The following is a 20911-nucleotide window of genomic DNA, read 5'->3' as shown; positions in this document are numbered from 1 at the left end:
GCTCGATGTCGGGTTTGCAACAACAGTCCGGTTACCCGCGCGAACGTGGCTATGTACTTTCAACTGCATTGTTTTTTTGCGCTCACGCGCGGCTGGCACGGTCGTTGCAAAACTCTTGGCGGAGAGCCGCCGTCGCAACAGGAAACTTAAGGATATCAGCATGAGTCTCGCCACGTCCCAGGGCATCGCAGAAATCAAAGCCCGCAACAAAGAGCTGATTCAGGAGGTGCTGAAGGTCTATCCGGAGAAGACCGCAAAACGGCGCGCCAAGCACCTCAATGTTCACGAGATCGGCAAGTCGGACTGCGGAGTCAAGTCTAACCTCAAATCCATCCCAGGTGTGATGACGATCCGCGGTTGCGCCTACGCGGGCTCCAAAGGTGTGGTCTGGGGACCGATCAAGGACATGATCCATATCAGCCACGGTCCGGTCGGCTGTGGACAGTACTCGTGGGGCTCGCGGCGTAACTATTACGTCGGCACGACAGGCATCGATAGTTTCGTCACCTTGCAGTTCACATCCGACTTCCAGGAAAAGGATATCGTGTTCGGCGGCGACAAGAAGCTCGTCAAAATCATTGACGAGATCCAGGAGCTGTTCCCGCTCAACAACGGCATCACCATCCAGTCGGAATGCCCGATCGGCCTGATCGGTGACGACATCGAGGCGGTCTCCAGGGCAAAATCGAAGGAATATGAGGGCAAGACCATCGTGCCGGTCCGCTGCGAGGGTTTCCGCGGCGTGTCACAGTCGCTCGGCCACCATATTGCCAACGACGCAGTGCGCGATTGGGTCTTCGACAAGGTCACGCCCGAGAGTAAGCCGACGTTCGAGCCGACGCCCTACGATGTCGCGATCATCGGCGACTACAATATCGGCGGCGACGCCTGGTCATCCCGAATTCTGCTTGAGGAAATGGGCCTGCGCGTGATCGCGCAGTGGTCCGGTGACGGGTCCCTGGCCGAGCTCGAGGCAACGCCAAAGGCGAAGCTTAACGTGCTGCATTGCTACCGCTCGATGAACTACATCTCGCGTCACATGGAGGAGAAATTTGGTATTCCCTGGTGCGAATACAACTTCTTCGGGCCCTCCAAGATCGTGGAGTCGCTGCGCAAGATAGCCGGTTATTTTGATGACAAGATCAAGGAGGGTGCCGAGCGGGTGATCGAAAAATATCAGCCGCTGGTGGACGCAGTGATCGCTAAATATCGCCCGCGCCTGGAGGGCAAGAGCGTGATGCTGTTCGTTGGCGGACTGCGTCCGCGCCACGTGATCGGCGCCTACGAGGACCTGGGCATGGAGGTCGTCGGCACCGGCTACGAGTTCGGCCACAATGACGACTACCAGCGCACTGCCCAGCATTACGTCAAGGACGGCACGTTGATCTACGACGACGTCACCGGCTACGAGTTCGAACGCTTCGTCGAGAAGATCCAGCCTGACCTGGTCGGCTCAGGCATCAAGGAAAAATATGTCTTCCAGAAGATGGGCGTGCCGTTCCGCCAAATGCACTCCTGGGACTATTCGGGTCCGTATCATGGCTATGATGGATTTGCGGTCTTCGCGCGCGACATGGACATGGCCATCAACTCACCGATCTGGAAAAAGACCAAAGCGCCGTGGAAAAACGTCTCGAAGCCGAAGCTGATGGCTGCCGAATAACCCAAAGTGGCCCGGCTCTCTGGTGAGAGCGCGAAGCCAAAATTGATCATTATTTTCGAAAGGATCCTACCAATGGCGCAGAGTGCAGAACACGTGCTCGATCATTTCGAGCTGTTCCGCGGTCCGGAATACCAGCAGATGTTGGCCAACAAGAAGAAGATGTTCGAGAATCCCCGCGATCCCGCGGAGGTGGAACGCGTCAGGGAATGGTCAAAGACAGCCGAATATCGCGAAAAGAATTTTGCGCGGGAAGCGCTCACGGTAAATCCAGCCAAGGCGTGCCAGCCGCTAGGCGCGGTGTTCGCCTCAGTTGGTTTCGAGGGCACGCTGCCCTTCGTGCACGGCTCTCAAGGCTGCGTGGCCTATTACCGCAGCCATCTATCGCGGCACTTCAAGGAGCCAAGCTCCTGCGTCTCCTCGTCGATGACGGAGGACGCTGCGGTATTCGGCGGGCTGAACAACATGATCGATGGGCTCGCCAACAGCTATAATATGTATAAGCCCAAGATGATCGCGGTCTCCACCACCTGTATGGCGGAGGTGATCGGAGACGACCTCAACGCCTTCATCAAAACGTCCAAGGAAAAAGGCTCGGTGCCAGCTGATTTCGATGTGCCGTTTGCGCATACGCCAGCCTTCGTGGGCAGCCACGTCACCGGGTACGACAATGCTCTCAAGGGCATTTTGGAGCATTTCTGGGACGGCAAGGCCGGAACAGCCTCGAAACTCGAGCGCGCGCCCAACAAGAAGATCAACCTCATCGGCGGCTTTGACGGCTACACGGTCGGCAACATCCGCGAGATCAAGCGCATTTTCGAATTGATGGGCATCCAGAACACCGTTCTTGCCGATAATTCCGATGTGTTCGATACACCGACCGACGGCGAGTTCCGAATGTATGACGGCGGCACGACTTTGGAAGACGCCGCCAACGCGGTTCACGCTAAGGCAACGATCTCGATGCAGCAGTGGTGCACGGAAAAGACGCTGCCGTTCATCGCCGATCATGGCCAGGAGGTCGTGGCCTTCAATTATCCGGTGGGCGTGTCCGCAACGGATGAGTTTCTCATGGCGCTGTCGCGCATCAGTGGCAAAGACATCCCGGAGGAACTGGCTCGAGAGCGCGGCCGCTTGGTCGACGCGATGGCCGACTCTAGCGCGCATATTCACGGCAAGAAATTCGCGATCTATGGCGATCCAGATCTCTGCTATGGGTTGGCTGCCTTCCTGCTCGAGGTTGGCGCCGAGCCGATCCATGTGCTGGCCACGAACGGCAACAAGGCCTGGGAGGAGAAAATGCAGGCGTTGTTTGGGAGCTCGCCGTTTGGGCAGAACTGCCATGCCTATCCGGGGCGAGACCTCTGGCATATGCGCTCGCTCTTGTTCACCGAGCCGGTCGACTTCCTGATTGGTAACACTTATGGCAAGTATCTGGAGCGCGACACCGGTACGCCGCTGATCCGGATCGGTTTCCCAATCTTCGATCGGCATCACCATCATCGCTCTCCGCTGTGGGGCTATCAGGGGGGCATGAACGTGTTGGTGAAGATTCTCGACAAGATCTTCGACGAGATCGACAAAAAGACCAACATTGCCGGCAAGACCGACTATAGCTTCGACATCATTCGTTGATGACGAACGGCGCACGCCATCGTCGGACAAACGTCGGCGATGGCCTAAGCGCAGGATGGACTGATCTTCGCGAACAAGCTCGGTTGAGAGGAGAGACGGATGAGTTCGCTATCGGCCACGATCCAGAAGATCTTCAACGAGCCGGGCTGCGCCAAGAACGCCAACAAATCGGATGCCGAGCGCAATAAGGGCTGTGCCAAGCAGCTGCAGCCGGGCGGTGCCGCAGGCGGCTGCGCCTTCGACGGTGCCAAAATTGCGCTGCAGCCTTTTACCGACGTCGCCCATCTCGTGCACGGTCCGATCGCCTGTGAGGGTAATTCCTGGGATAACCGCGGTGCGGCGTCGTCTGGCGCCAGCATCTGGCGTACCGGATTCACCACTGACATGAACGAAACCGATATAGTATTTGGGGGCGAGAAGCGTCTCTACAAAGCAATCAAAGAGATCATCAAAAAGTACAACCCGCCGGCCATTTTCGTCTATCAGACCTGCGTTCCCGCCATGATCGGCGACGACATCAATGCGGTTTGCAAGGCGGCTTCGCAAAAGCTCGGCAAACCGGTCATTCCCATAAATTCGCCGGGCTTCGTCGGCCCCAAGAACCTCGGCAACAAGCTCGCCGGCGAGGCCTTGCTCGAGCATGTCATCGGCACGGAAGAGCCGGACTACACCACGCCCTACGACATCAACCTGATTGGCGAATACAACCTCTGCGGCGAGCTTTGGCAGGTCAAGCCGCTGCTTGACGAGCTCGGGATCCGCATCCTCTCCTGCATCTCGGGGGACGGCAAATACCGCGAAGTCGCCTCTTCGCACCGGGCCCGCGCTGCCATGATTGTATGTTCGAAGGCGATGATCAATGTCGCGCGCAAAATGGAGGGCCGTTACGGCATCCCGTTTTTCGAGGGCTCGTTCTATGGCATCCAGGATTCTAGCGATTCGCTGCGCCAGATTGCTCGTCTGTTGGTCGAGCGCGGGGCGCCTTGCGAACTGATCGAGCGCACCGAGTCGGTAATCGCGCGCGAGGAGGCACGCGCCTGGGCGACGATCGAACTGTACAAGCCCCGCTTTGCCGGTAAGAGGGCACTACTGATCACCGGTGGCGTCAAATCCTGGTCCGTCGTGGCGGCGCTGCAGGAGGCGGGGCTCGAGCTGGTCGGCACCAGCGTCAAAAAATCCACCAAGCAGGACAAAGAGCGCATCAAGGAGCTCATGGGGCAGGATGCCCTCATGATCGAGGACATGACGCCGCGCGAGATATACAAAATGCTGAAGGACGCGAAAGCAGATATCATGCTCTCCGGCGGCAAATCGCAATTTGTTGCGCTGAAAGCGGCGATGCCCTGGCTCGACATCAACCAGGAACGCTGCCACGCCTATATGGGCTACATCGGTATGGTGAAGCTGGTCGAGGAGATCGACAAGGCGCTGTTCAACCCGATGTGGGAGCAGCTGCGTCGACCAGCGCCGTGGGAGGAGGTGGCCAAGAATAGGCAGACCAACAGGATGGCGCAGATCGACGTCCAGGCTGTCGATGTCGCCGCCGATCCGGAGACGACCCGGCGCGCGAAAAAGGTCTGCTTCTGCAAGGAGGTCGATCTCGGCACCCTCGAGGATGCGATCCGCTCCCATGGCCTGACCAGCGTCGAGGCAGTCAGGCAGCACACCAGCGCGTTCGGTGGCTGCTGCAAGAGGCGTATCGAGGACATCCTGACGAAAATGCCGGTGTCCTCGCCGCCTGCCATGCTGCAGGCCGCGGAATAGGACGGCGTCATGGCGATCGTCACCACGCCGAAGAAGGCCTGCGCGATCAACCCGCTGAAGATGAGTCAGCCGCTTGGCGGCGCATTCGCCTTCATGGGTTTGCGTGGAGCGATGCCGCTTCTGCACGGCTCGCAAGGGTGCACATCTTTCGGGCTCACGCTGTTCGTGCGGCATTTCAAGGAGGCGGTGCCGCTGCAGACGACTGCGATGAGCGAGGTGGCGACCGTGCTCGGCGGTTATGAAAATGTCGAGCAGGCTATCCTCAACATATACAAACGTGCCAAGCCGGAGATCATCGGGATCTGCTCGACCGGAGTGACCGAAACCAATGGCGATGACGTGGACGGCTACATCAAGCTGATCCGCGAGCAGCATCCGCAGCTCGCAAAATGTCCTTTAGTCTTTGTCTCGACGCCCGATTTCAAGGACGCGTTCCAGGATGGCTGGGCAAAGACAGTGGCATGCATGGTCGAGGTACTGGTGGAGGCGCCTCCGGCCGGGGTGGAGCGTGATCCCGTGCGGGTGAATGTCCTCCCCGGATGTCACCTGACGCCGGGTGACCTCGACGAACTTAGGACGATCCTGGAGGATTTCGGCCTGAATCCATCCTTCCTGCCTGATCTCGCGGGATCTCTGGACGGGCATATCCCGGACGAGTTTACGCCAACGACCATTGGTGGCATCGGGGTTGACGAAGTAGCGGGCATGGGCCGGTCCAGCTGGACCATTGCCATCGGTGAGCAGATGCGGCGGGCGGCAGAAGCCATGCAGGCCAAGACTGGGGTGCCGTTCCGCCTGTTCGAGCGGCTGTGCGGCCTCATCCCCAACGATGAATTCATCGCTTTTCTGAGCGACATCAGTGGCCGCCCTGTGCCAGCTAAATATCGACGCCAGCGCGGCCAACTCAGCGATGCGATGCTGGACGCGCATTTCCATGTCGGCGGCCGCAAGCTCGCGATCGGTGCCGAGCCTGACCTCCTGTTCGACCTGTCCAGCATGCTTCACGAGATGGGCGCGCAGGTGACGGCGGCCGTGACGACCACGCAGTCGCCGGTGCTGGAGCGGATCGGAACCAACGAGGTGCTGATCGGCGATCTCGAGGATCTGGAAGAGCTTGCTGGGACGAGGAATTGCGATCTGCTGATTACGCATTCGCATGGCCGCCAAGCGGCGGCGCGGTTGAAGATTCCGTTTTATCGCGCGGGATTTCCGATGTTCGATCGAATCGGCGCGGGACACCAGCTATACGTCGGCTATCGCGGCACGCGCGATGTGATCTTCAGTCTCGCCAATCTCGTGATCGCCGACCGCGAGGAAAATCATCAGCCGGCGCCCGATAGCTGGCGGACCTCGAGACGGTCCTTAAAACCCGGCCGCCGCAGCTTCGTTGACGCAACAGAGGGGTCGATGGCATGAAGGTCGCATTCGCTACCCAAGACTTGAGGCGCGTCGATGCGCATTTTGGCTGGGCCAAGTACATCGCAATCTATGATGTTGGGCCGGTCGGGCACGTATTTCTGAAGGCAATTGAGTTCGACGGCGATCTCAAGGAAGACGGCAACGAGGACAAGCTCGCGCCCAAGATCGAGGCAATCAAGGATTGCGCCATCCTCTATGTCGGGGCCATCGGCGGCTCCGGTGCCGCGCGGGTAGTGGCGAACAATATACATCCGATCAAGGTGAACAAGCCCGAGAACATCCTGGTGCTGGTCGAGAAGCTTCGGCACGTGCTGAAGGGTACGCCGCCACCCTGGCTGCGCAAGGCGTTGGCAAAGGACCAGAAGCGCACGCTCGATTTCGAAGAATGAGGACGACATGACTGAAGCCGCGGATATCGTGCAGACCGATCGCGCGCTCGGTGCGCCATTCGTGAGGGAACTGATCAAGATCTGGCGCGCCCAGGACGTCCATGGCGCGTGGGACGGTAAGAGCGATCTCGATTTGCTCGAACCGTATATTCTGGACAAGGAGAAACGGCGCGCGCTGCCGATCGTCGGCGATCCGGATCCGGATACGGTCTGGCGGCTGGAGCTGTTCTTCAATGCAGTCGCGCTCTCGATCGAGAAGGCGACGGGTGTGATGATCCAGCCGATGCTGAAGATGCACCATGAAGGCTTTGGCCGCATGGTGCTGATCGGCGGCCGGCTGATCGTGGTGAACAAGCAGCTGCGCGATGTGCATCGCTTTGGCTTTGACAATCTCGCACAGCTCGTCGCGGAGGGTGGCAAATACGTCGAAGGCGGCATCGAGATGACCCGGAAATTTCCCGACGTGGCTAACTATTGAGAGCAGCTCATGAGCGACCTTGAAATGCTTAAAGCGGAAATAAGAAAGCTATCGGTCAAGGCGACGAAGGCCAAGATGGATCTGCACGATTTGTCGGAGGAACTTCCCGTCAACTGGACCTCGATCATGGCGGTAGCGCAGAAGGCGCACGATGCCTTTGCCGAACTCGAGCGCAAGCGCGAGGATCTCAAGGCGCTGGAAAGGGCCTAAAGGGTATCCGATCATGTCATTTGCAACGCGCGATGGCCGCGACTGGACGCCGAACTACCTGATCTCAATCGATCCCAAGAAGTGCATCGGTTGTGGCCGCTGTTTCAAGATCTGCGGCCGCGACGTCATGACATTGAAGGGGATCAATGAGGAGGGCGATCTTGTCGACCTCGACGATGACGATGAGATCGAAAAGAAGATTATGGTGATGAATGACCAGGGCGCTTGTATCGGCTGCGGCGCCTGCGCCCGGGTTTGTCCGACCAACTGCCAGACCCACCAGCCCGCCGCATCGGAAGCCGCTTGACAGCGCCTCTGTCCGCCTGTTCCGCAGGCAAGCGCGACTTGAACGGCAAAGCCTCGCTGAAGGGAGGGACTCTTCCACGTGCTGCGCTCGGGATAGAGCCCCTCGACGCCGATCCATTCCCGCCAGCTTGCGGGTGCCGAGCCGACCCCAAGGTAGAATCATGTTCTCGTCGCCCGCAGGTATCGAAACTCGAATCGAAAATGCCGGCTCGGATGGCTCAACATCTGCGGCATATGGAACCGGATATCGCCCACTCTTAACTTCATTCCGCTGTCGCGAACGAGCCGTGTCTCTCACCAATCCGTTTTGCTCGTAAGGTCCTGCCGTTCTCTTCGGCCTCACCCACGCTCGTTCCCAGCCGGGGTGGCTCTTGGTCCGTGCCGTATGGTTCCACCACACCATTTCCGACCGAGATGGTAGCGGATCCAGCACTTTGGATTCTATCGCACTTGACTCGGCTTTGGCGGTTCGGGCGGAGGTTGATCTTTTGGCACGAATACTTTGCAGGAAATAGCAATGCTACCGCCTCGTACCGCATTCAGGGTAATGGTTGTGTCGGTGCTCGGATCTCGTCTGATAAAAGATGTTTTGGTCCCGATCAATATTCTAGCGCCGTGAGCGAGTCTTTCTGAGGTGCTGCCGCGGTGAACCGTGAATTCGGTTATCACTGGGAGGGCGACATCGTAGCTGTGATAGCTTACGGTGAAACTTATTCCAGCTTTTTGGCGACGGCCGGTGCACTGCAACCCATCGCGGCTTGCTATACATTTTGCCCAGTTTTCGGCGACTCCCGGACCGAGGTACTGCTCGGAAAGAAAACCTGCTGCCGTTTCGTTGTGCTGACGATCAGTCCTTAGGCAGTTCAGCCGCTTCCAGGCATCGATTTCGTCGGTGTTACTATGATCGGCGACGAGCGTGCTGTGCGAGCCTTGTATGGTGACACCCGCGTAGCCACCGCCTTCGCTTGCCTCAGTTTGCCGGGTTTTTGACATTTGAAAGTGACGCTGAATTTGGCTGCTGCTGGCGCTGCACGCCCAATAATGCTCTGCGGCTTGATAACCTCGGTCGTTTGTCCCAACCCGCTTTGTTAGTAGTGCATCGGACAATATGGCGTTGCAAGTATCCACGCCTTCAGCCTGTAACGCAGTTGGATAGGCGGTGAGCAAAAAACAAAGCGAGGCCGCGTTGACACCTCTGCGGACAATAGGCTGGGGTGCCATTTCTCGCTCTCACAGAACTGCGGAATTCGTGAGTATTGATCGGAGCAGCGGACGCTCGTCGAGCGAGCCGACCAGCGCGGCGATTACGTCCATCAGCGTGATCCGCTGCCGCTCTATGTCGCTTGCGAACAGGTCTCTTGCATCGGAGGCTCGTCCAATGAACCGACTGTGACACAGGTCAGCGGATGTCGCGGCGCAACTACCACATGCATCGAATGATTTCCTTGTAAGGCCGACCTGCTCGGGCGTCATTGATCAGACTAGCAAGCTGGTAAAGAATGGTTCTGTGATCTCAGTGACTGGCGGCTCCTTCTCGTCAGAAGTGAGGACGGTGACAAATTCGTTTTTGCAGTTCCAGCAGCGCCAAAGATGGTGGATTTCCTGTCCATTGACGCGTTCATACCACTCGAGGTGGACTAGTCCAGAGCCACACTGAGGGCATTTTTCGTGATGTGCTATTGAGCCCGGTACCATGTGGAACGTCCCTCATTTTCCAGGTGGAGAATACGATTCCTGGCAGTCTCGGGAAATGATCTACATCAACGATTTGCTCTTTTTGGGGCACGCGCAGCGCGCCAGGAATATCCGGGTGTCAGCTCCGGAGCGAATTTCGGAGTCAACTCGGCCATTCCCGAACTCGCAGAAGGGGCATTCGCGTCGATTTTGCTGCTTCTCGGCCATGGCCGTCTAGCGACAGAAGACATTCAGACAGGCGCACGAGAAGTCGATCGATATGAGCCAACTGCGGATATCAACTCGCGCGACGGGCAAAGACTAGCGTAGCTCCCAGTGCGCACATGATGACACCCGACACCTGTCGCATCTTGGCAAGGATTAACGGTCGAAGGCCGGCTCTCGCTCTCGCAGCCAAATGGGTCGCAACCAAATCGACACTGGTGTTGAGTGCAACCGAGATGAGCCCAAGGACGATGAACTGCGCGGCGACGTTCGCGGATGGGTCGACAAACTGGGGAATGAAGGCGAGAAAGAATGCGGCCGTCTTCGGGTTTAGTGCCTCGACGATGATGCCGTCGCGGAAGGCCCGACGCACCCCGGTCGTCTGCATCTTGGTCGGCTCGACGATGCGCGCTTCGCGCCAGGTCTTGAGCCCGAGCCAGATGAGATACAGGGCGCCCGCGATCTTCAAAAAAGTGAATGCCTCGGCGCTTGCGATGACGAGCGCTGATATGCCGACGGCGCCGCCGAACACGTGCACAAGGCCGCCGAGACCTAGGCCAACACTCGATGCCAACCCTTCCGTTCTGCCGCCGACAAGCGTTCGCGCCACGATATAGAAGATTCCTGGCCCCGGCGTGATCGCCACAAGCAGCGACGCTGCCAAGAACAGGAAGAACGTCTGGAAGTCCGGCATCGCCCACCCCTCTAATCGCGTCAACCAGTTCGTCTAGGGCCGGTCTTCGCACACGATGACTGCTAACCTCAGGCCGGAATCGGAATGAGGGAAGCCACTTCCCGATCCTGCGGCTTTTCGCAAGCCGCAAGGCCGGCGGCGACGCCGATGCGGTCAGCCTCCGGCCGGTTCTGGCTCATCTTGCGCTTGCCCTCGAACCTGGTGACCGGAATGCGTACTCCGATGATCCCTCGCAGCTGGGAGGCAATGAAGTCGGTGGGGGCATCGCTGACGGCCCAGGGCTTCGCGCGCGACTTCTCATGGGTGTTCGTTAGCAACGTGACCACCTCGAGCAGACGTTCGGGCTCGTGGAAGAACTCAACCGGCCCGTACGCGTGGACGGCGATGTAATTCCATGTCGGCACTACCTTCCCGGTTTCTTGCTTGGTGGCGTACCATGAGGGTGTCACGTAGGCTTCCGGACCCATGAAGATGGCCAGAGCTTCGCCGGTCGGAGCCGAACGCCATTGTGGATTGGCCTTCGCCAAGTGCCCGTACAGCACTCCGTGCTCTCCTTCGGTCTCATCGAGGAAGAGCGGCAAGGGCGTCGCTATCGGCCCGTCCGCGGTGGCCGTGACCAGGTTGGCGAGGCCGGCGGACCAAATGGTCGCTCGGATGCTTTCGACCTCGTCATCTTTAAAGGCGGGGGGCACATACATGGCGGTTCTCCTCTTTCGGTCCTGGGATAGACCCAGCCTGGTGCGGTTAGAACTGCCAGTTATTACTGATTTTGATGGTCCAGTTGGAGGGGCATGGCGACTAGGACAATCGCCGCGAACGAAGCTGATCGACCGCCTGAGCCAGAAGCTGACAGCCGCGCTCAATCTGGCGCGCCTCCAGTGCGGCGTAACCCATGACAAGCCCGATAACGTCCGGCCGCTGCCGGCGGCTAGGATGGGGGTGAAAGAGTGGGGCGACCGGATAGATGCCGACGCCTTTGACGCGAGCAGCCTCGATCAACGCTGCTTCGGACGTTTGGGGCAGATCGCGAAACCAGACCACCACATGCAAGCCGGCGGCTGCGCCGTCGATTTGGACTCGATCGCCAAATCTGCGGCGCAAAGCGTCGAGCAGGACTTGCCGTCGCTCGCCGTTGCGCCGTCGGACTCGCCTGACGTGCCTGTCGTATGCACCGGTCTCGAACATTGTCGCGAGCGCTTCCTGCTCGATCAGCGGCGTGTGCCTGTCCATGATCTGCTTGGCCGCGGCGAACAGGGACTGGAGTTGAGAGGGCACCACCAGATAGCCGATCCTCAGCGTAGGCGAGAGCGTCTTGGAGACTGTCCCTAGATAGATGACGTCCTGGCTAGCTGCGAGCGCATGCAGCGGGGGGACCGGCTTAGTGTCGTATCGGTACTCACTGTCGTAGTCGTCCTCGATTACATAGGCGTCGAACTTTCTTGCCCAGGCGAGCAACTGGTGCCGACGCGCGATCGGCATGACGCCGCCCAGCGGAAATTGATGCGACGGCGTCACGTACGCGAGCCGCGCTTCGGTCTTCGCAAGCTGCTCCGTGTCCATTCCGTCGACGTCGACTGGAATCGGCACGGCGGCAGCCCCGTTCGCCGCAAAGACGTGCCTTGCCATCAGGTAGCCAGGGTCTTCCATGACGAACCGATCGTCGGAGTTGAGCAGCAGTCGCGCACACAAATCGAGCCCTTGCTGCGAACCGTTCACGATGATGATTTGATCAACGTCGCATCGCACGGTCCTCGAACGCCAGAGATAGGCCTGCAGCGCCATCCGCAGCCGCCGGGAGCCGCAAGGATCGTTGTAGGCCAATCTCGCGGGCCGCCGTGTCATTGCAGCGACCACGGCTCTTTTCCACGCGAGCACGGGGAAATCCGATGGTGAGAGGTCACCATATCGAAAATTTGCGAGGAGGTTGCGAGATTGCTCCTCCGAGCGCGGCGCGACCTGTCTCAAACGCTCACCGTACCCCGACAGTCGCACCTTCCGTGACAACGGCCGCGACGTAGTGCGCACGCGTCCCCCCTCGATAACAGCTTGTGCAACGCGCGGTCGTGCGCCATGGCGGATCTCGATGAAGCCTTCCGCCGCGAGTTGCTCATAGGCGATCGTCACCGTACCGCGAGATACGCCGAGTTCCGCGGCGAGGGCGCGGGACGACGGCAGCAGCCCATCGGCGCCGTACACGCGCCCCAGGATCTGATCCCTAAGCGCTTCGTAGATCTGACGCGCTCCCATTCGCGGGGTGCGGTGCCCAGGGGGCGCCTTGATCTGTGCCATCGAAAGTTCGCATAACTAGGCTTGCTTGATAAGCCACTCTCTAGCTATTCGCCTTTAATGCCAAGCTGTTCTGAGGAGTTAGTGGCGCAGGCAAGCCGGGGGGCGCTATTCCGGGGGGGTGCCTCAGAATCCAATCCAGCGTCTTCGTTTCGGCGACCACTTCGTGCGTACTAGTCAACGGCGGCCGGTGCGGTTGCAAGCGCCATACGGCGCAAATGCAGTTCGCCCCCGGTAGCAAATCGTAATCTTTCTGCTAGTGCACTTTCAATGAACTCAGGCGCTGCATAGCGGCGATTTTCACCGAATTATGGATTGCCTCGGGAAAGCCCTTTGGCAGGTCGCTTTCAATTCTGCCGAGCGCAGCTTGAGCGGTGAAGGCGACACGTTCGATTGATTCTTGAACAAGCGTTTTCGGTACGCCCGCGGCTTCGCCTATCTGCAAGAAATGCCGGCCGTCTACTTGGGCAATCCTGTAGTGAATGTTTGTCCCTACCGACATCGCGAGCTTCATGCTTGCGCTGAATTTGACCGGCGTCCAGACGCGGCTGTGCCGTGAGCACGTCGTAAAGCGTGTCAGATGATAGCGCCGCCGGCGTGATGAAGATGCTGAAATTCTTCGCATAGTCATCGCTCGCGACGATCAGCCAAGAGAAGATTTGCGCTCTGAGCAGCGCCGCCTGATCATCCGCTCCTGGCCACGACCAGCCTGCTAATCGGACAGCAGCGACCGGCTGTGGGCTATCCTGGCCGCTGCGATACGCCCACATGTACGATTTGGTCCGCGCGTCCCGTCCGTCTCCCTAACCTGAGTAGCGCCTGGCCGTCAGCTTGGGATCAGCTTTTCTGACTATCATTCGGAGCACCCCTGAGCAGCTTAGTGTTGCGATGGGACTTACGCTGAAGGAAAGCGAACGGCCATGTATGATCGGATCAGTAACTTATCCACACCGCCGACCCAAGCTGTCGAACCGAGTCAGTCGGTGGACAGTGACAGCTTTATGGAAACAGTTGCGGATCTCGCGCTGCGGCGGAGCCCGCTGCCTGGGGACTTGCCCGACATGGGGTGCTGTGTCAGCAAGCCCGATGTCTCGGAATCAAACAACCCGAGTACATCCGGTCCAGTGAGGCCGAATGACCCACTGTTCGACTACAGGGTGGCCGAATTGGCGGACGCGAATGTAGACGGCATATGCGTTGGGCTGGCTGCGGAATGGCTCGGCAATCTCCAGTACAGCCCAAGATCCCGAATGACTACGCTAACGCCCGGATCGGACGGGCACGACTCAGCGGCTGTGTGGCAGCAGCGCTATCAAGATATCAGGGAGGACTTGCGAAACGAAGGAGCAGAACCTCCTCAGGCCAACAGTGACGCAAAATACGCCATGTTTCAGGAAGCAGGTTTGCGACCATCCCACAAAGAGAAGGTTTACAGCTTCGACGACCCTGCGAGTATCTCGAGCATGTTGGGCAAACTCACTGCTGACGGATCGAGCTATTTGCTTAGTTTGAAGTTCGTCGAAGGTGGGGGACACACAGTTGCGACGTCGACCTTCGATGGAAGGACCACGCTCTTCGATCCAAACTATGGAGAGTTCAGTGTTACATCAGACCAGGTGGATACCTTGCTCCAACGCCTCGCGGACCGATATATCGACCCCAACGGGCTGTATTTGGAATCAATTGCCACACGAAAAATGTCTTGAGCCGGGCCTTCAGGCCACAGCCGATTGGCGCCCGCGCGGCCGAATGGGCCGATCGTGCTGATACCGACTTTTCCCGATGATGCCCCGTTGCGGCCGCCGTGGGTTTTCGAGTTCCGGATGGGGGCTCCGAAAGATACCGGCTCGACCTGCCAAGCGGCTCGTTCACGCGCATTCCGATGATCTCGCCCGGGTGTATCCCATTTGATCTCGCCACGTTTGAACGAACCCGCTGGACGGGAGTGGGGCAACCCTGCTGAACTGAGGTGTCCTATCTGAGAGGATGTTGGTCTTCGACCACCCTCTCAAGACAGAAGACCCAGTGGCCACGATGAGCCCTCTTCGGCACCGAATGATCGAGGACATGATGGTCCGCAATCTGTGACCGTGGACTCGACAATCCTACATCTGCGCGATTGCAAATTTTAGCCGACATTTCGGCTGCGCCCCGGACCGCTAGTTTCGGGCAGGTCCGGGCCTACCGAACCGCATCTCATCAGCCAAAAACGTTTATGGTCCCACATCAATCAGGTTGCCAGCGCGCCGCGCCTTTCTACGGCACACGGGCGGGGCGCTGGAAAGCGCTTCACCACTTGTTTGGTGCGGTCATTGCACGCGACAACAGGGAGCAGGTTCGTGCTGTAGAATCCCCCTTCCTGTGGGCCTGGAAAGGTGACGAAGGAGAGTTATGGAAACAGATTGAAGGGCTTGAGCGCCGCAACGGCGCTGAGCGACCATCTCCTGGCGTTGTTTACCGAGTGGAGGGCTTACGCCTGACGTCGCGCTGCTGTTTGAGCGTTTTGAAAGGCTGGGCTCGTTCATCTTGAACGATACCGGAAAGCGGATGTTCAGCAGAGAGATCGAGGCGCTTTACAAAGAGGCGGGTCAACGACATCCTCTTTCACAAAGAATCCTAGTCTGCCTCGTCCGTCCGGACCGAGCCCTACTCGCCGCGTTCCCGGCGCCGCCGTTGCCGTCTCTGCCATCCGGTAACGATCACTGGCGCAGGTCTGCAGAAAGAGCCGAAAGCTGTTATGCTCAGGCATGCGCTACGGTGAAACCGCGCTTCAGATGCTCCAGCGGCATGTGCGGGACGGGGAGACGACCCTCGCTCGGCAGCGCAGGCTGATTGAACGCATGACCGACGCCGGACAATCTACCGAGGAGGCCGAGAGGCTCCTGGCCAGCTTTATCTGAAAGATGAGCACGTCGCCGGAAGCGTTTCGTGACGCAGTCTGAACGGCCAGCCTCCGGCTGACGTCGGTTCCGTTGCTTTGGGGCCTGCGGCCCCCATGCACTTCCGCGCTGCTGCGGGCGGAAAACGGCGGCCGCAGGTGTTTTCCATCAGCGGCATCTGCTCGCCCATCGGGATGGATCGGTGGATGCCGACGACATCGCCAGAACCGGCGACGCCAGCTACCGCGAACGCCAGCGACTGGTCATCCGCGAGAGCGCGTTACGCGACGGCGTCACACTCGTTGAGCGACTGGCGGCGGGTCTTGCGCCAGATGCAGCGTGATTGATGAAGCCCTGACCTGCCAGCTTATACTTTCAATGAACGCAGGCGCTGCATAGCGGCCGCTTTCACCGAAGTATGAATTGCCTCGGGAAAGCCCATTGGCAGCTCGCTTTCGATTTTGGCGAGCGCAGCTTGAGCGGCAGCGGCTACCCCTTCGATTGACTCCTGCACGAGCTTTTTCGGTAGGCCCGCCACTCGGCCGGTCTGTACGAAATGCCGACCCTGCACCTTGGCGATCCGGTAATGGTTGTTCGTCCCTACCGACATTGCGAGCTTCATCTGCTTGCGTTGGACTTGGCCCGTGTCGAGGCTGGGCTGTGCCGTGAGCACGTCATAGAGCGGTGTCAGATGATAGCGGCCGCCCGGTGTTATGAAGACGCTGAAGTTCTTCGCGTGGCCGTCGGTTGCGCCGATCATCCAAAAGAAAATCTGTGCCTTCAACAGGATCGCCTGATCCTCGGAGGGGTTATCGCTGCCTTTGAGCAGACCAAGAAGCTTCCCCATGCCGGGGCCGCCATCGCTCTGGTACTTGCGCGTCGGCGGTACCGACAGGGCCTGACAGCAATCCTCTTGCGGAAGGCGGAGCAGACGGCCATCCCGGGTCCACCGCCGGTCGAAGCGCTCGATCACGAGCGCCGTTGTCTTGCCGAAAGTGGCAATCTCGGCTTGGTTCACCGGCAGGCCGAAGGCGGCGGCAAGTTTCAGGCAGTAGTATTCATTCTCGACGCTGTTCGAGAGGTTGATGCCGCTGGGCAGCTCCCCGATTTGCGTCTTGAAAATGTGGGTGGTCGGCGTTGTGCCGCGCGGCTTCAGCCATTTGCCGCCGTTCCGCAGCAGGGCCGTCTTCTCCTGCGTGCCTGCCAGCGAAATCCGGAAATCATCGTCGCGCCTGAGCCCGAGCGGAGCCTGGGTAAGCCCCTTGAGAAGCTTTTCGATCGCTTCGTCGTCGACGGCGTCGCCGACGATAGTGTGACCATCGCCATGGCGATCATCATCGTCGGCGACGAACTGCAGGGCGCCCACGCAGTCCCTGCCGATCGCAGCGAGCAGGCTGTAGGCATCGGTCCCGGCGGCGCCGACCTTTTGCGCCACCCGGCGGCGCAGGGCGTCCGAGTCGGGGAGGAGGTTGTCGAAGACAGCCGTAACGGCTTCGCCTCGGAAGGCATCCTCGCGCAGCGGCAGCGACAGCGAGACGGGAAGGGCATGTTCCCACCCGAGCCAATCATCCTCGTACCGGAATTGAATAGCACCGCTTGCCGCCTTGGTGAGGTGGCCAACAAGTCGGTTGTTGAGGAGCACACGCAGCGGTGCATGGCGAGGACGGCGGCCCATCAGAAGATTTCCTCGATGTCCGCCGGGCCAGCCTTGCGACGGGCCACAATGCGAAATTCAAGGTCGAGACCGGCCAGCACAGCGAGGATAGTCTCGAGCCTTGCCGCCGGGTTGCCGGTCTCGATCAGGGAAATGGTCTCCTGCCGCACTCCCGCCTGGTCGGCGAGCTGCGTCTGGCTGAGGTCGCGCTTTTTGCGGGCGCGGCGTACCAGATTGCCTATCTGCTGCGGTGTTCTTGCGAGATCGGTCATGGCTCACTCTCCGGCCCCGTTATTCGCTAAACCCGATAAAAGAGCAATATCGTATCTGGCGCATAAACAAAAGTTATGCGCCCGATCGCATAAAATCAATTTATCGGAAATGTCGCATAGACTACCATTTTGGCGCCGGCCCCTGGATGGGCGTAATGATCCGATGCGCCGCAGTGCGCGAAAGCACCCGCCGACGCGCCCCCAATTGCTTACACGGCCGGTTGGTCGGGCGGGTTGACCGCGACGGTCTCGCTAGCAATGCGAGACGCTGCCACAGCGCGTCCCGTTCGGCGGTAATATCCGCGACCTGTTCGAGGACTGTCTTGCGGAATTGCAGATCGCGCGTCACGCGCAACGGGAGCCCGACGGTCTCTGCTCTAAAAAGCCCGGTCATCTGCTCGATGATCGCCATCGCTTCGTCGATCCATTCCGTAGATAGATCCGATCAAGAGAATGTATTTTACCAATTGTGCGGTCGTCATCTAAGACTGTTGAGGGCAGCTGGGGCCAATCTAAGGAAGCGAGTCTCGAATGAAAAAATTGCTGTTTGTTACTGCGAGCGCCGTCGCGCTTGCAGCGGCGGTACCGACTTTCGCCGCTGATGGTGCCGCACCACCGGTCGACACCAAGGTACTCGTAGCCAATACGTCATATCCTGAATGCGATGAGGACCCGTTGAATGGCATCTGCGATCTCTTTTTTTGCTTAACCGACCCGGCGTGCTTCGCGCGCTAACAACGTAAAACAACTAAGCAGAAAATGGGATAGAGTCTCAGTACACCGGCGCTTGCCGGGACAGCGGTAACGTCCTCATTGCGTGCGGATAGGCGGCCATATGGTACAAGGGGCGCCGTCTTCGGTGTTCTCTCGGGCGACAATTCAGTCAGAGCAAGTCCACAACGTGGGGTGAGGGCGCTGTGCAAGCAGCGCTTGCGGATACTGCCTTCACCCTCGCCCACACCCAAAGGAGTTGACATAGCAAATGCTGGGTCAACGACGATGATCGACGAGCGCCTTGCTCACATGCGCACGCATCGCAACAACATTCGCCGCTACCGGGCGGGCGAGCGCCCTTCGGCGCTGCCCGCCCGATACGCGCAGCGCGCAATTGCTTCAAACCAAGCTGACGGAGCTGGAGAGACAATAGGTCCAGCGACGGCCGTCGGAAAAACGGTCGGCGCTCGATGCCCTCGCCAACGCCACCCTTCCGTTCAGCTTTCCCTCGCCGAGGCGACTTCCCGAGCGCGTGAGCACAGCAATTGAACTGACGCCTCGCTAAGGTGCCGGTCCCGCCGAACGCGTCGGGGCGTGACATGCGTTCCTCGGACGGGAGCCGAAAGGATGACGAAAGATCACAGTCTACGCGTCGCGTTTTATATATTCAGAATGTTGAGATAGTGCAGCTCGCGGCGCTGGTTCACTCGTGCAGGCGCCGATCGAGTGAGAGGCATTGCCTTGGAGCCGGAGGCCGATTCCGGCGGCAGGTAACAACATAGACCCTTCCGGCGAGGGGGCGGTGGACCACGAAAAACCTCAGGCAGGCTCTGCCGGGACATTCGAAAATATCATCAGCTGTCAGAATACCATGGATTAAGGCCAGAGAACGCAATTATTTGCTGCGAACATTTCTTATTACGAAGCGGTTCACATCCGGATAGCGGCTGTGGAAAGCCGCGAGAGCTTCTCTTCCAACATGTGCTGCGTTCCGGTGCAGTCATGTTCTTGATGAACTGATGGCTTGGTTTGAGCGAGCCGGTGGTGGCCGACTTCTATAAGCTTCTCGTCTACGAAACCGGCGGCTTCTTCGTCGACTATTGCGATACCGCGGAATCTCGGCACACGATGGTGCTCCTGCTGCCTTCGGACCATCGTGGCGGCGAACAACGTAGATAGAGTCTTGCTTTACGTGGTCGAGCGCGCCGCTTTACGATCCGATTCCTAAACAGCCAAGAGGTGCCTGATCCCACAAAGCTCGTTGGTCCGATGATCGAGCGGTTCTCGTTTTGCGACGACGCGCGTCGGACTCCCAAGACAGGTAGGGCGATCCGGAACTTTGCGCGATTCTTGCAAGAGTCATCGCAGGATGATCAGTTGAAGGTTCTCTTGTCATGAACGAGCGGCGGACGCAGTCGAATATCGCCTACGCAATCTGCGGCTTCAACGATATTCCAAGCCAGCGCGCCATGGGCTTCCACCTCATGATAGTGGACGAAGACGGCGGTCACAGGCCATGGCCCATTGTCGTGGTGCGCTGGGGCAAGCGGGTGTTTGCCTATCTCAACAAATGCCCGCACACGGGCGTCAATCTCGACTGGGAACGCAACCAGTTTTTCGATCCCCTCGGTATGCGGCTGATGTGCGGCAAACACGGCTCGACCTTCGAGCTCGGCACGGGCCGCTGTGTGGACGGCCGGTGCAAGGGCAGCAGTCTCACGCCGGTCGCGTTGACGGTGCTGGACGGCGATATCTGCGCGACCGGCGTGCGGCTTGTCCAGGGGGAGAATTCTTCTGGCTAAAGTTGAAGCCGGTGCTCAGACCGGCCGGTTCTCGTTACGGTTTCTTACTGGTTCCATCCTCTTCAGGCCGTCTTCGTAAGAGATTTCATCATAGGACGCATCGACACCCTTGCTTGCGTCGAGCAGGTAGTCGAGCTTGCCGGGCGCGTCGAGCTTCTTAATGTCATTTTTGTCGACCCCGACCAGGTCCATCATTTCCTTCCAAACGGTGGATTCATCGCACGGCAGCACGTTGAAGGTGATACCGCGGAGCTTGATTCGATATTTCGCCAACAGGTCTATGTTGTTGCAAAACATGAAGTAGCTGCCATCAGGACTTAGCGCGCCGTCAAGAACATTTGCGACATCAGCAAGATAAGCGAAGCAGTGCAGATAGCCGGCAAGCACCGAAATGCTGCGTTCGCCCTCCTGCACGACCGTCAGTACCTGCTCGATCGAATAGTGGGGCGGCCGCTTCTCGTCGGCGACCTGGGCCTGGAATTTTAGGGCGATATCGCCGCGAAAGCCGAACCGGCCCTGCTTGGTGGTCCCGCCCTTGAATATGGCATTGAGCAGGCGTCCCTCGTTCTCCAACCGGCCTAGCGCGGTGTTCTCGATTGCAGTCATAAAAAATCATCCCTCGATCCAAGACAATCGCCGGACACTCCGGCGGCAGAAGACGCAATGCAAATTGTTTGCCGTCGCGTTCGTAACGCTTCATCGGCTAATCCATAAAGAAGACGCCCAAAAGCTTCCGCGATACCTCGAAAACCTTTGTCAGCAATCCGACACGCGTCGCAAAGCCAACAGGCGCGATTTTGAAAAAAGTAAGCATTGTCAGGCTCGTGCGCGCTGGCATGCGACTTGCCAA

General features: G+C 59.0%; 22 protein-coding genes. 13 read left to right on the top strand and 9 right to left on the bottom strand.

Going from position 1 to position 20911, the window contains the following annotated elements:
- Positions 1-160: 160 nt before the first annotated feature.
- The 8 genes from nifD (at position 161) to fdxB (ending at position 7862) form a co-directional block, all read left to right on the top strand.
- Positions 161-1663 (top strand): nitrogenase molybdenum-iron protein alpha chain, encoded by a 1503-nt coding sequence (nifD, locus tag AC0QUY_RS37330; protein WP_161855655.1) that lies wholly within the window; start codon positions 161-163, stop codon positions 1661-1663.
- Positions 1664-1735: 72 nt separating this feature from the next.
- Complete coding sequence (gene nifK / locus AC0QUY_RS37325; protein ID WP_161855654.1) at positions 1736-3295, top strand: nitrogenase molybdenum-iron protein subunit beta; 1560 nt, start codon at positions 1736-1738, stop codon at positions 3293-3295.
- Between the two features lie 99 nt (positions 3296-3394).
- Positions 3395-5059, top strand: coding sequence for a nitrogenase iron-molybdenum cofactor biosynthesis protein NifE (gene nifE / locus AC0QUY_RS37320; RefSeq protein ID WP_161855653.1), 1665 nt, complete (start codon positions 3395-3397; stop codon positions 5057-5059).
- Positions 5060-5068: 9 nt separating this feature from the next.
- Positions 5069-6475 (top strand): nitrogenase iron-molybdenum cofactor biosynthesis protein NifN, encoded by a 1407-nt coding sequence (nifN, locus tag AC0QUY_RS37315; RefSeq protein WP_161855652.1) that lies wholly within the window; start codon positions 5069-5071, stop codon positions 6473-6475.
- A complete protein-coding gene (gene nifX, locus AC0QUY_RS37310; RefSeq protein ID WP_057861970.1) occupies positions 6472-6867 on the top strand; it encodes a nitrogen fixation protein NifX in 396 nt (131 codons plus the stop codon). The genes nifN and nifX overlap by 4 nt, the downstream gene beginning before the upstream one ends.
- A gap of 7 nt (positions 6868-6874) precedes the next feature.
- Positions 6875-7345 (top strand): NifX-associated nitrogen fixation protein, encoded by a 471-nt coding sequence (locus tag AC0QUY_RS37305; RefSeq protein WP_161855651.1) that lies wholly within the window; start codon positions 6875-6877, stop codon positions 7343-7345.
- Positions 7346-7354: 9 nt separating this feature from the next.
- The gene (locus AC0QUY_RS37300; RefSeq protein ID WP_057861972.1) at positions 7355-7555 is read left to right on the top strand and encodes a CCE_0567 family metalloprotein; all 201 of its coding nucleotides are present in this window, start codon (positions 7355-7357) and stop codon (positions 7553-7555) included.
- Between the two features lie 13 nt (positions 7556-7568).
- Positions 7569-7862, top strand: a complete 294-nt coding sequence (fdxB, locus tag AC0QUY_RS37295; RefSeq protein WP_161855650.1) for a ferredoxin III, nif-specific — start codon at positions 7569-7571, stop codon at positions 7860-7862.
- 440 nt (positions 7863-8302) lie between these two features.
- On the opposite strand, the gene AC0QUY_RS37290 is transcribed toward fdxB, so the two are convergent.
- The 5 genes from AC0QUY_RS37290 to AC0QUY_RS37270 form a co-directional block, all read right to left on the bottom strand.
- Positions 8303-9082, bottom strand: coding sequence for a hypothetical protein (locus AC0QUY_RS37290; protein ID WP_161855649.1), 780 nt, complete (start codon positions 9080-9082; stop codon positions 8303-8305).
- Positions 9083-9833: 751 nt separating this feature from the next.
- Positions 9834-10454: a LysE family translocator gene (locus AC0QUY_RS37285; RefSeq protein ID WP_161855648.1), complete on the bottom strand. Its 621-nt coding sequence runs from the start codon at positions 10452-10454 to the stop codon at positions 9834-9836.
- 68 nt (positions 10455-10522) lie between these two features.
- The gene (locus AC0QUY_RS37280) at positions 10523-11152 is read right to left on the bottom strand and encodes an FMN-binding negative transcriptional regulator (protein ID WP_161855647.1); all 630 of its coding nucleotides are present in this window, start codon (positions 11150-11152) and stop codon (positions 10523-10525) included.
- 100 nt (positions 11153-11252) lie between these two features.
- The gene (pdxR, locus tag AC0QUY_RS37275) at positions 11253-12743 is read right to left on the bottom strand and encodes a MocR-like pyridoxine biosynthesis transcription factor PdxR (RefSeq protein WP_161855646.1); all 1491 of its coding nucleotides are present in this window, start codon (positions 12741-12743) and stop codon (positions 11253-11255) included.
- A gap of 344 nt (positions 12744-13087) precedes the next feature.
- Entirely contained in the window at positions 13088-13510 is a 423-nt protein-coding gene (locus AC0QUY_RS37270) for a HipA domain-containing protein (RefSeq protein ID WP_161855645.1), read from the bottom strand.
- Between the two features lie 150 nt (positions 13511-13660).
- Between AC0QUY_RS37270 and AC0QUY_RS37265 the strand changes: the two genes are divergently transcribed.
- The gene (locus AC0QUY_RS37265; RefSeq protein WP_161855644.1) at positions 13661-14446 is read left to right on the top strand and encodes a YopT-type cysteine protease domain-containing protein; all 786 of its coding nucleotides are present in this window, start codon (positions 13661-13663) and stop codon (positions 14444-14446) included.
- Between the two features lie 1375 nt (positions 14447-15821).
- A complete protein-coding gene (locus AC0QUY_RS37260) occupies positions 15822-15962 on the top strand; it encodes a hypothetical protein (RefSeq protein ID WP_156435723.1) in 141 nt (46 codons plus the stop codon).
- Between the two features lie 24 nt (positions 15963-15986).
- Here the strand turns inward: AC0QUY_RS37260 and AC0QUY_RS37255 are convergent, their stop codons facing one another.
- The 3 genes from AC0QUY_RS37255 to AC0QUY_RS37245 form a co-directional block, all read right to left on the bottom strand.
- Complete coding sequence (locus AC0QUY_RS37255; RefSeq protein WP_161855643.1) at positions 15987-17294, bottom strand: type II toxin-antitoxin system HipA family toxin; 1308 nt, start codon at positions 17292-17294, stop codon at positions 15987-15989.
- Positions 17294-17545, bottom strand: coding sequence for a helix-turn-helix transcriptional regulator (locus AC0QUY_RS37250; protein WP_065755493.1), 252 nt, complete (start codon positions 17543-17545; stop codon positions 17294-17296). The genes AC0QUY_RS37255 and AC0QUY_RS37250 overlap by 1 nt, the downstream gene beginning before the upstream one ends.
- 121 nt (positions 17546-17666) lie before the next feature.
- The gene (locus tag AC0QUY_RS37245) at positions 17667-17957 is read right to left on the bottom strand and encodes a hypothetical protein (protein ID WP_057861978.1); all 291 of its coding nucleotides are present in this window, start codon (positions 17955-17957) and stop codon (positions 17667-17669) included.
- Positions 17958-18076: 119 nt separating this feature from the next.
- Between AC0QUY_RS37245 and AC0QUY_RS37240 the strand changes: the two genes are divergently transcribed.
- From AC0QUY_RS37240 to AC0QUY_RS37230, 3 genes are all read left to right on the top strand, one after another.
- Entirely contained in the window at positions 18077-18280 is a 204-nt protein-coding gene (locus AC0QUY_RS37240) for a hypothetical protein (protein WP_057861979.1), read from the top strand.
- A 1023-nt stretch (positions 18281-19303) separates the two neighbouring features.
- Positions 19304-19438 (top strand): hypothetical protein, encoded by a 135-nt coding sequence (locus AC0QUY_RS37235; protein ID WP_256380292.1) that lies wholly within the window; start codon positions 19304-19306, stop codon positions 19436-19438.
- Positions 19439-19653: 215 nt separating this feature from the next.
- A complete protein-coding gene (locus AC0QUY_RS37230) occupies positions 19654-20061 on the top strand; it encodes a Rieske (2Fe-2S) protein (protein WP_246738323.1) in 408 nt (135 codons plus the stop codon).
- A 15-nt stretch (positions 20062-20076) separates the two neighbouring features.
- Here AC0QUY_RS37230 and AC0QUY_RS37225 read toward each other — a convergent pair whose 3' ends face one another.
- Positions 20077-20667, bottom strand: a complete 591-nt coding sequence (locus AC0QUY_RS37225) for a hypothetical protein (protein WP_065755490.1) — start codon at positions 20665-20667, stop codon at positions 20077-20079.
- Positions 20668-20911: the final 244 nt, after the last annotated feature.

This window comes from Bradyrhizobium sp. WYCCWR15520 (assembly GCF_056174665.1).
This window is presented reverse-complemented; position numbering and strand designations above follow the sequence as displayed.

Excerpts from the sequence above, each read along its gene's own strand:
- AC0QUY_RS37280 (WP_161855647.1), bottom strand. The coding sequence starts at position 11,152 with ATGTATGTGCCCCCCGCCTTTAAAGATGACGAGGTCGAAAGCATCCGA.
- AC0QUY_RS37250 (WP_065755493.1), bottom strand. The coding sequence starts at position 17,545 with ATGACCGATCTCGCAAGAACACCGCAGCAGATAGGCAATCTGGTACGC.
- AC0QUY_RS37305 (WP_161855651.1), top strand. The coding sequence starts at position 6,875 with ATGACTGAAGCCGCGGATATCGTGCAGACCGATCGCGCGCTCGGTGCG.
- nifD (WP_161855655.1), top strand. The coding sequence starts at position 161 with ATGAGTCTCGCCACGTCCCAGGGCATCGCAGAAATCAAAGCCCGCAAC.
- AC0QUY_RS37255 (WP_161855643.1), bottom strand. The coding sequence starts at position 17,294 with ATGGGCCGCCGTCCTCGCCATGCACCGCTGCGTGTGCTCCTCAACAAC.
- AC0QUY_RS37265 (WP_161855644.1), top strand. The coding sequence starts at position 13,661 with ATGTATGATCGGATCAGTAACTTATCCACACCGCCGACCCAAGCTGTC.
- nifE (WP_161855653.1), top strand. The coding sequence starts at position 3,395 with ATGAGTTCGCTATCGGCCACGATCCAGAAGATCTTCAACGAGCCGGGC.
- fdxB (WP_161855650.1), top strand. The coding sequence starts at position 7,569 with ATGTCATTTGCAACGCGCGATGGCCGCGACTGGACGCCGAACTACCTG.
- nifX (WP_057861970.1), top strand. The coding sequence starts at position 6,472 with ATGAAGGTCGCATTCGCTACCCAAGACTTGAGGCGCGTCGATGCGCAT.
- nifK (WP_161855654.1), top strand. The coding sequence starts at position 1,736 with ATGGCGCAGAGTGCAGAACACGTGCTCGATCATTTCGAGCTGTTCCGC.
- AC0QUY_RS37300 (WP_057861972.1), top strand. The coding sequence starts at position 7,355 with ATGAGCGACCTTGAAATGCTTAAAGCGGAAATAAGAAAGCTATCGGTC.
- AC0QUY_RS37290 (WP_161855649.1), bottom strand. The coding sequence starts at position 9,082 with ATGGCACCCCAGCCTATTGTCCGCAGAGGTGTCAACGCGGCCTCGCTT.
- AC0QUY_RS37225 (WP_065755490.1), bottom strand. The coding sequence starts at position 20,667 with ATGACTGCAATCGAGAACACCGCGCTAGGCCGGTTGGAGAACGAGGGA.
- AC0QUY_RS37270 (WP_161855645.1), bottom strand. The coding sequence starts at position 13,510 with ATGTGGGCGTATCGCAGCGGCCAGGATAGCCCACAGCCGGTCGCTGCT.
- AC0QUY_RS37245 (WP_057861978.1), bottom strand. The coding sequence starts at position 17,957 with ATGGCGATCATCGAGCAGATGACCGGGCTTTTTAGAGCAGAGACCGTC.
- AC0QUY_RS37240 (WP_057861979.1), top strand. The coding sequence starts at position 18,077 with ATGAAAAAATTGCTGTTTGTTACTGCGAGCGCCGTCGCGCTTGCAGCG.
- AC0QUY_RS37230 (WP_246738323.1), top strand. The coding sequence starts at position 19,654 with ATGAACGAGCGGCGGACGCAGTCGAATATCGCCTACGCAATCTGCGGC.
- pdxR (WP_161855646.1), bottom strand. The coding sequence starts at position 12,743 with ATGGCACAGATCAAGGCGCCCCCTGGGCACCGCACCCCGCGAATGGGA.
- nifN (WP_161855652.1), top strand. The coding sequence starts at position 5,069 with ATGGCGATCGTCACCACGCCGAAGAAGGCCTGCGCGATCAACCCGCTG.
- AC0QUY_RS37285 (WP_161855648.1), bottom strand. The coding sequence starts at position 10,454 with ATGCCGGACTTCCAGACGTTCTTCCTGTTCTTGGCAGCGTCGCTGCTT.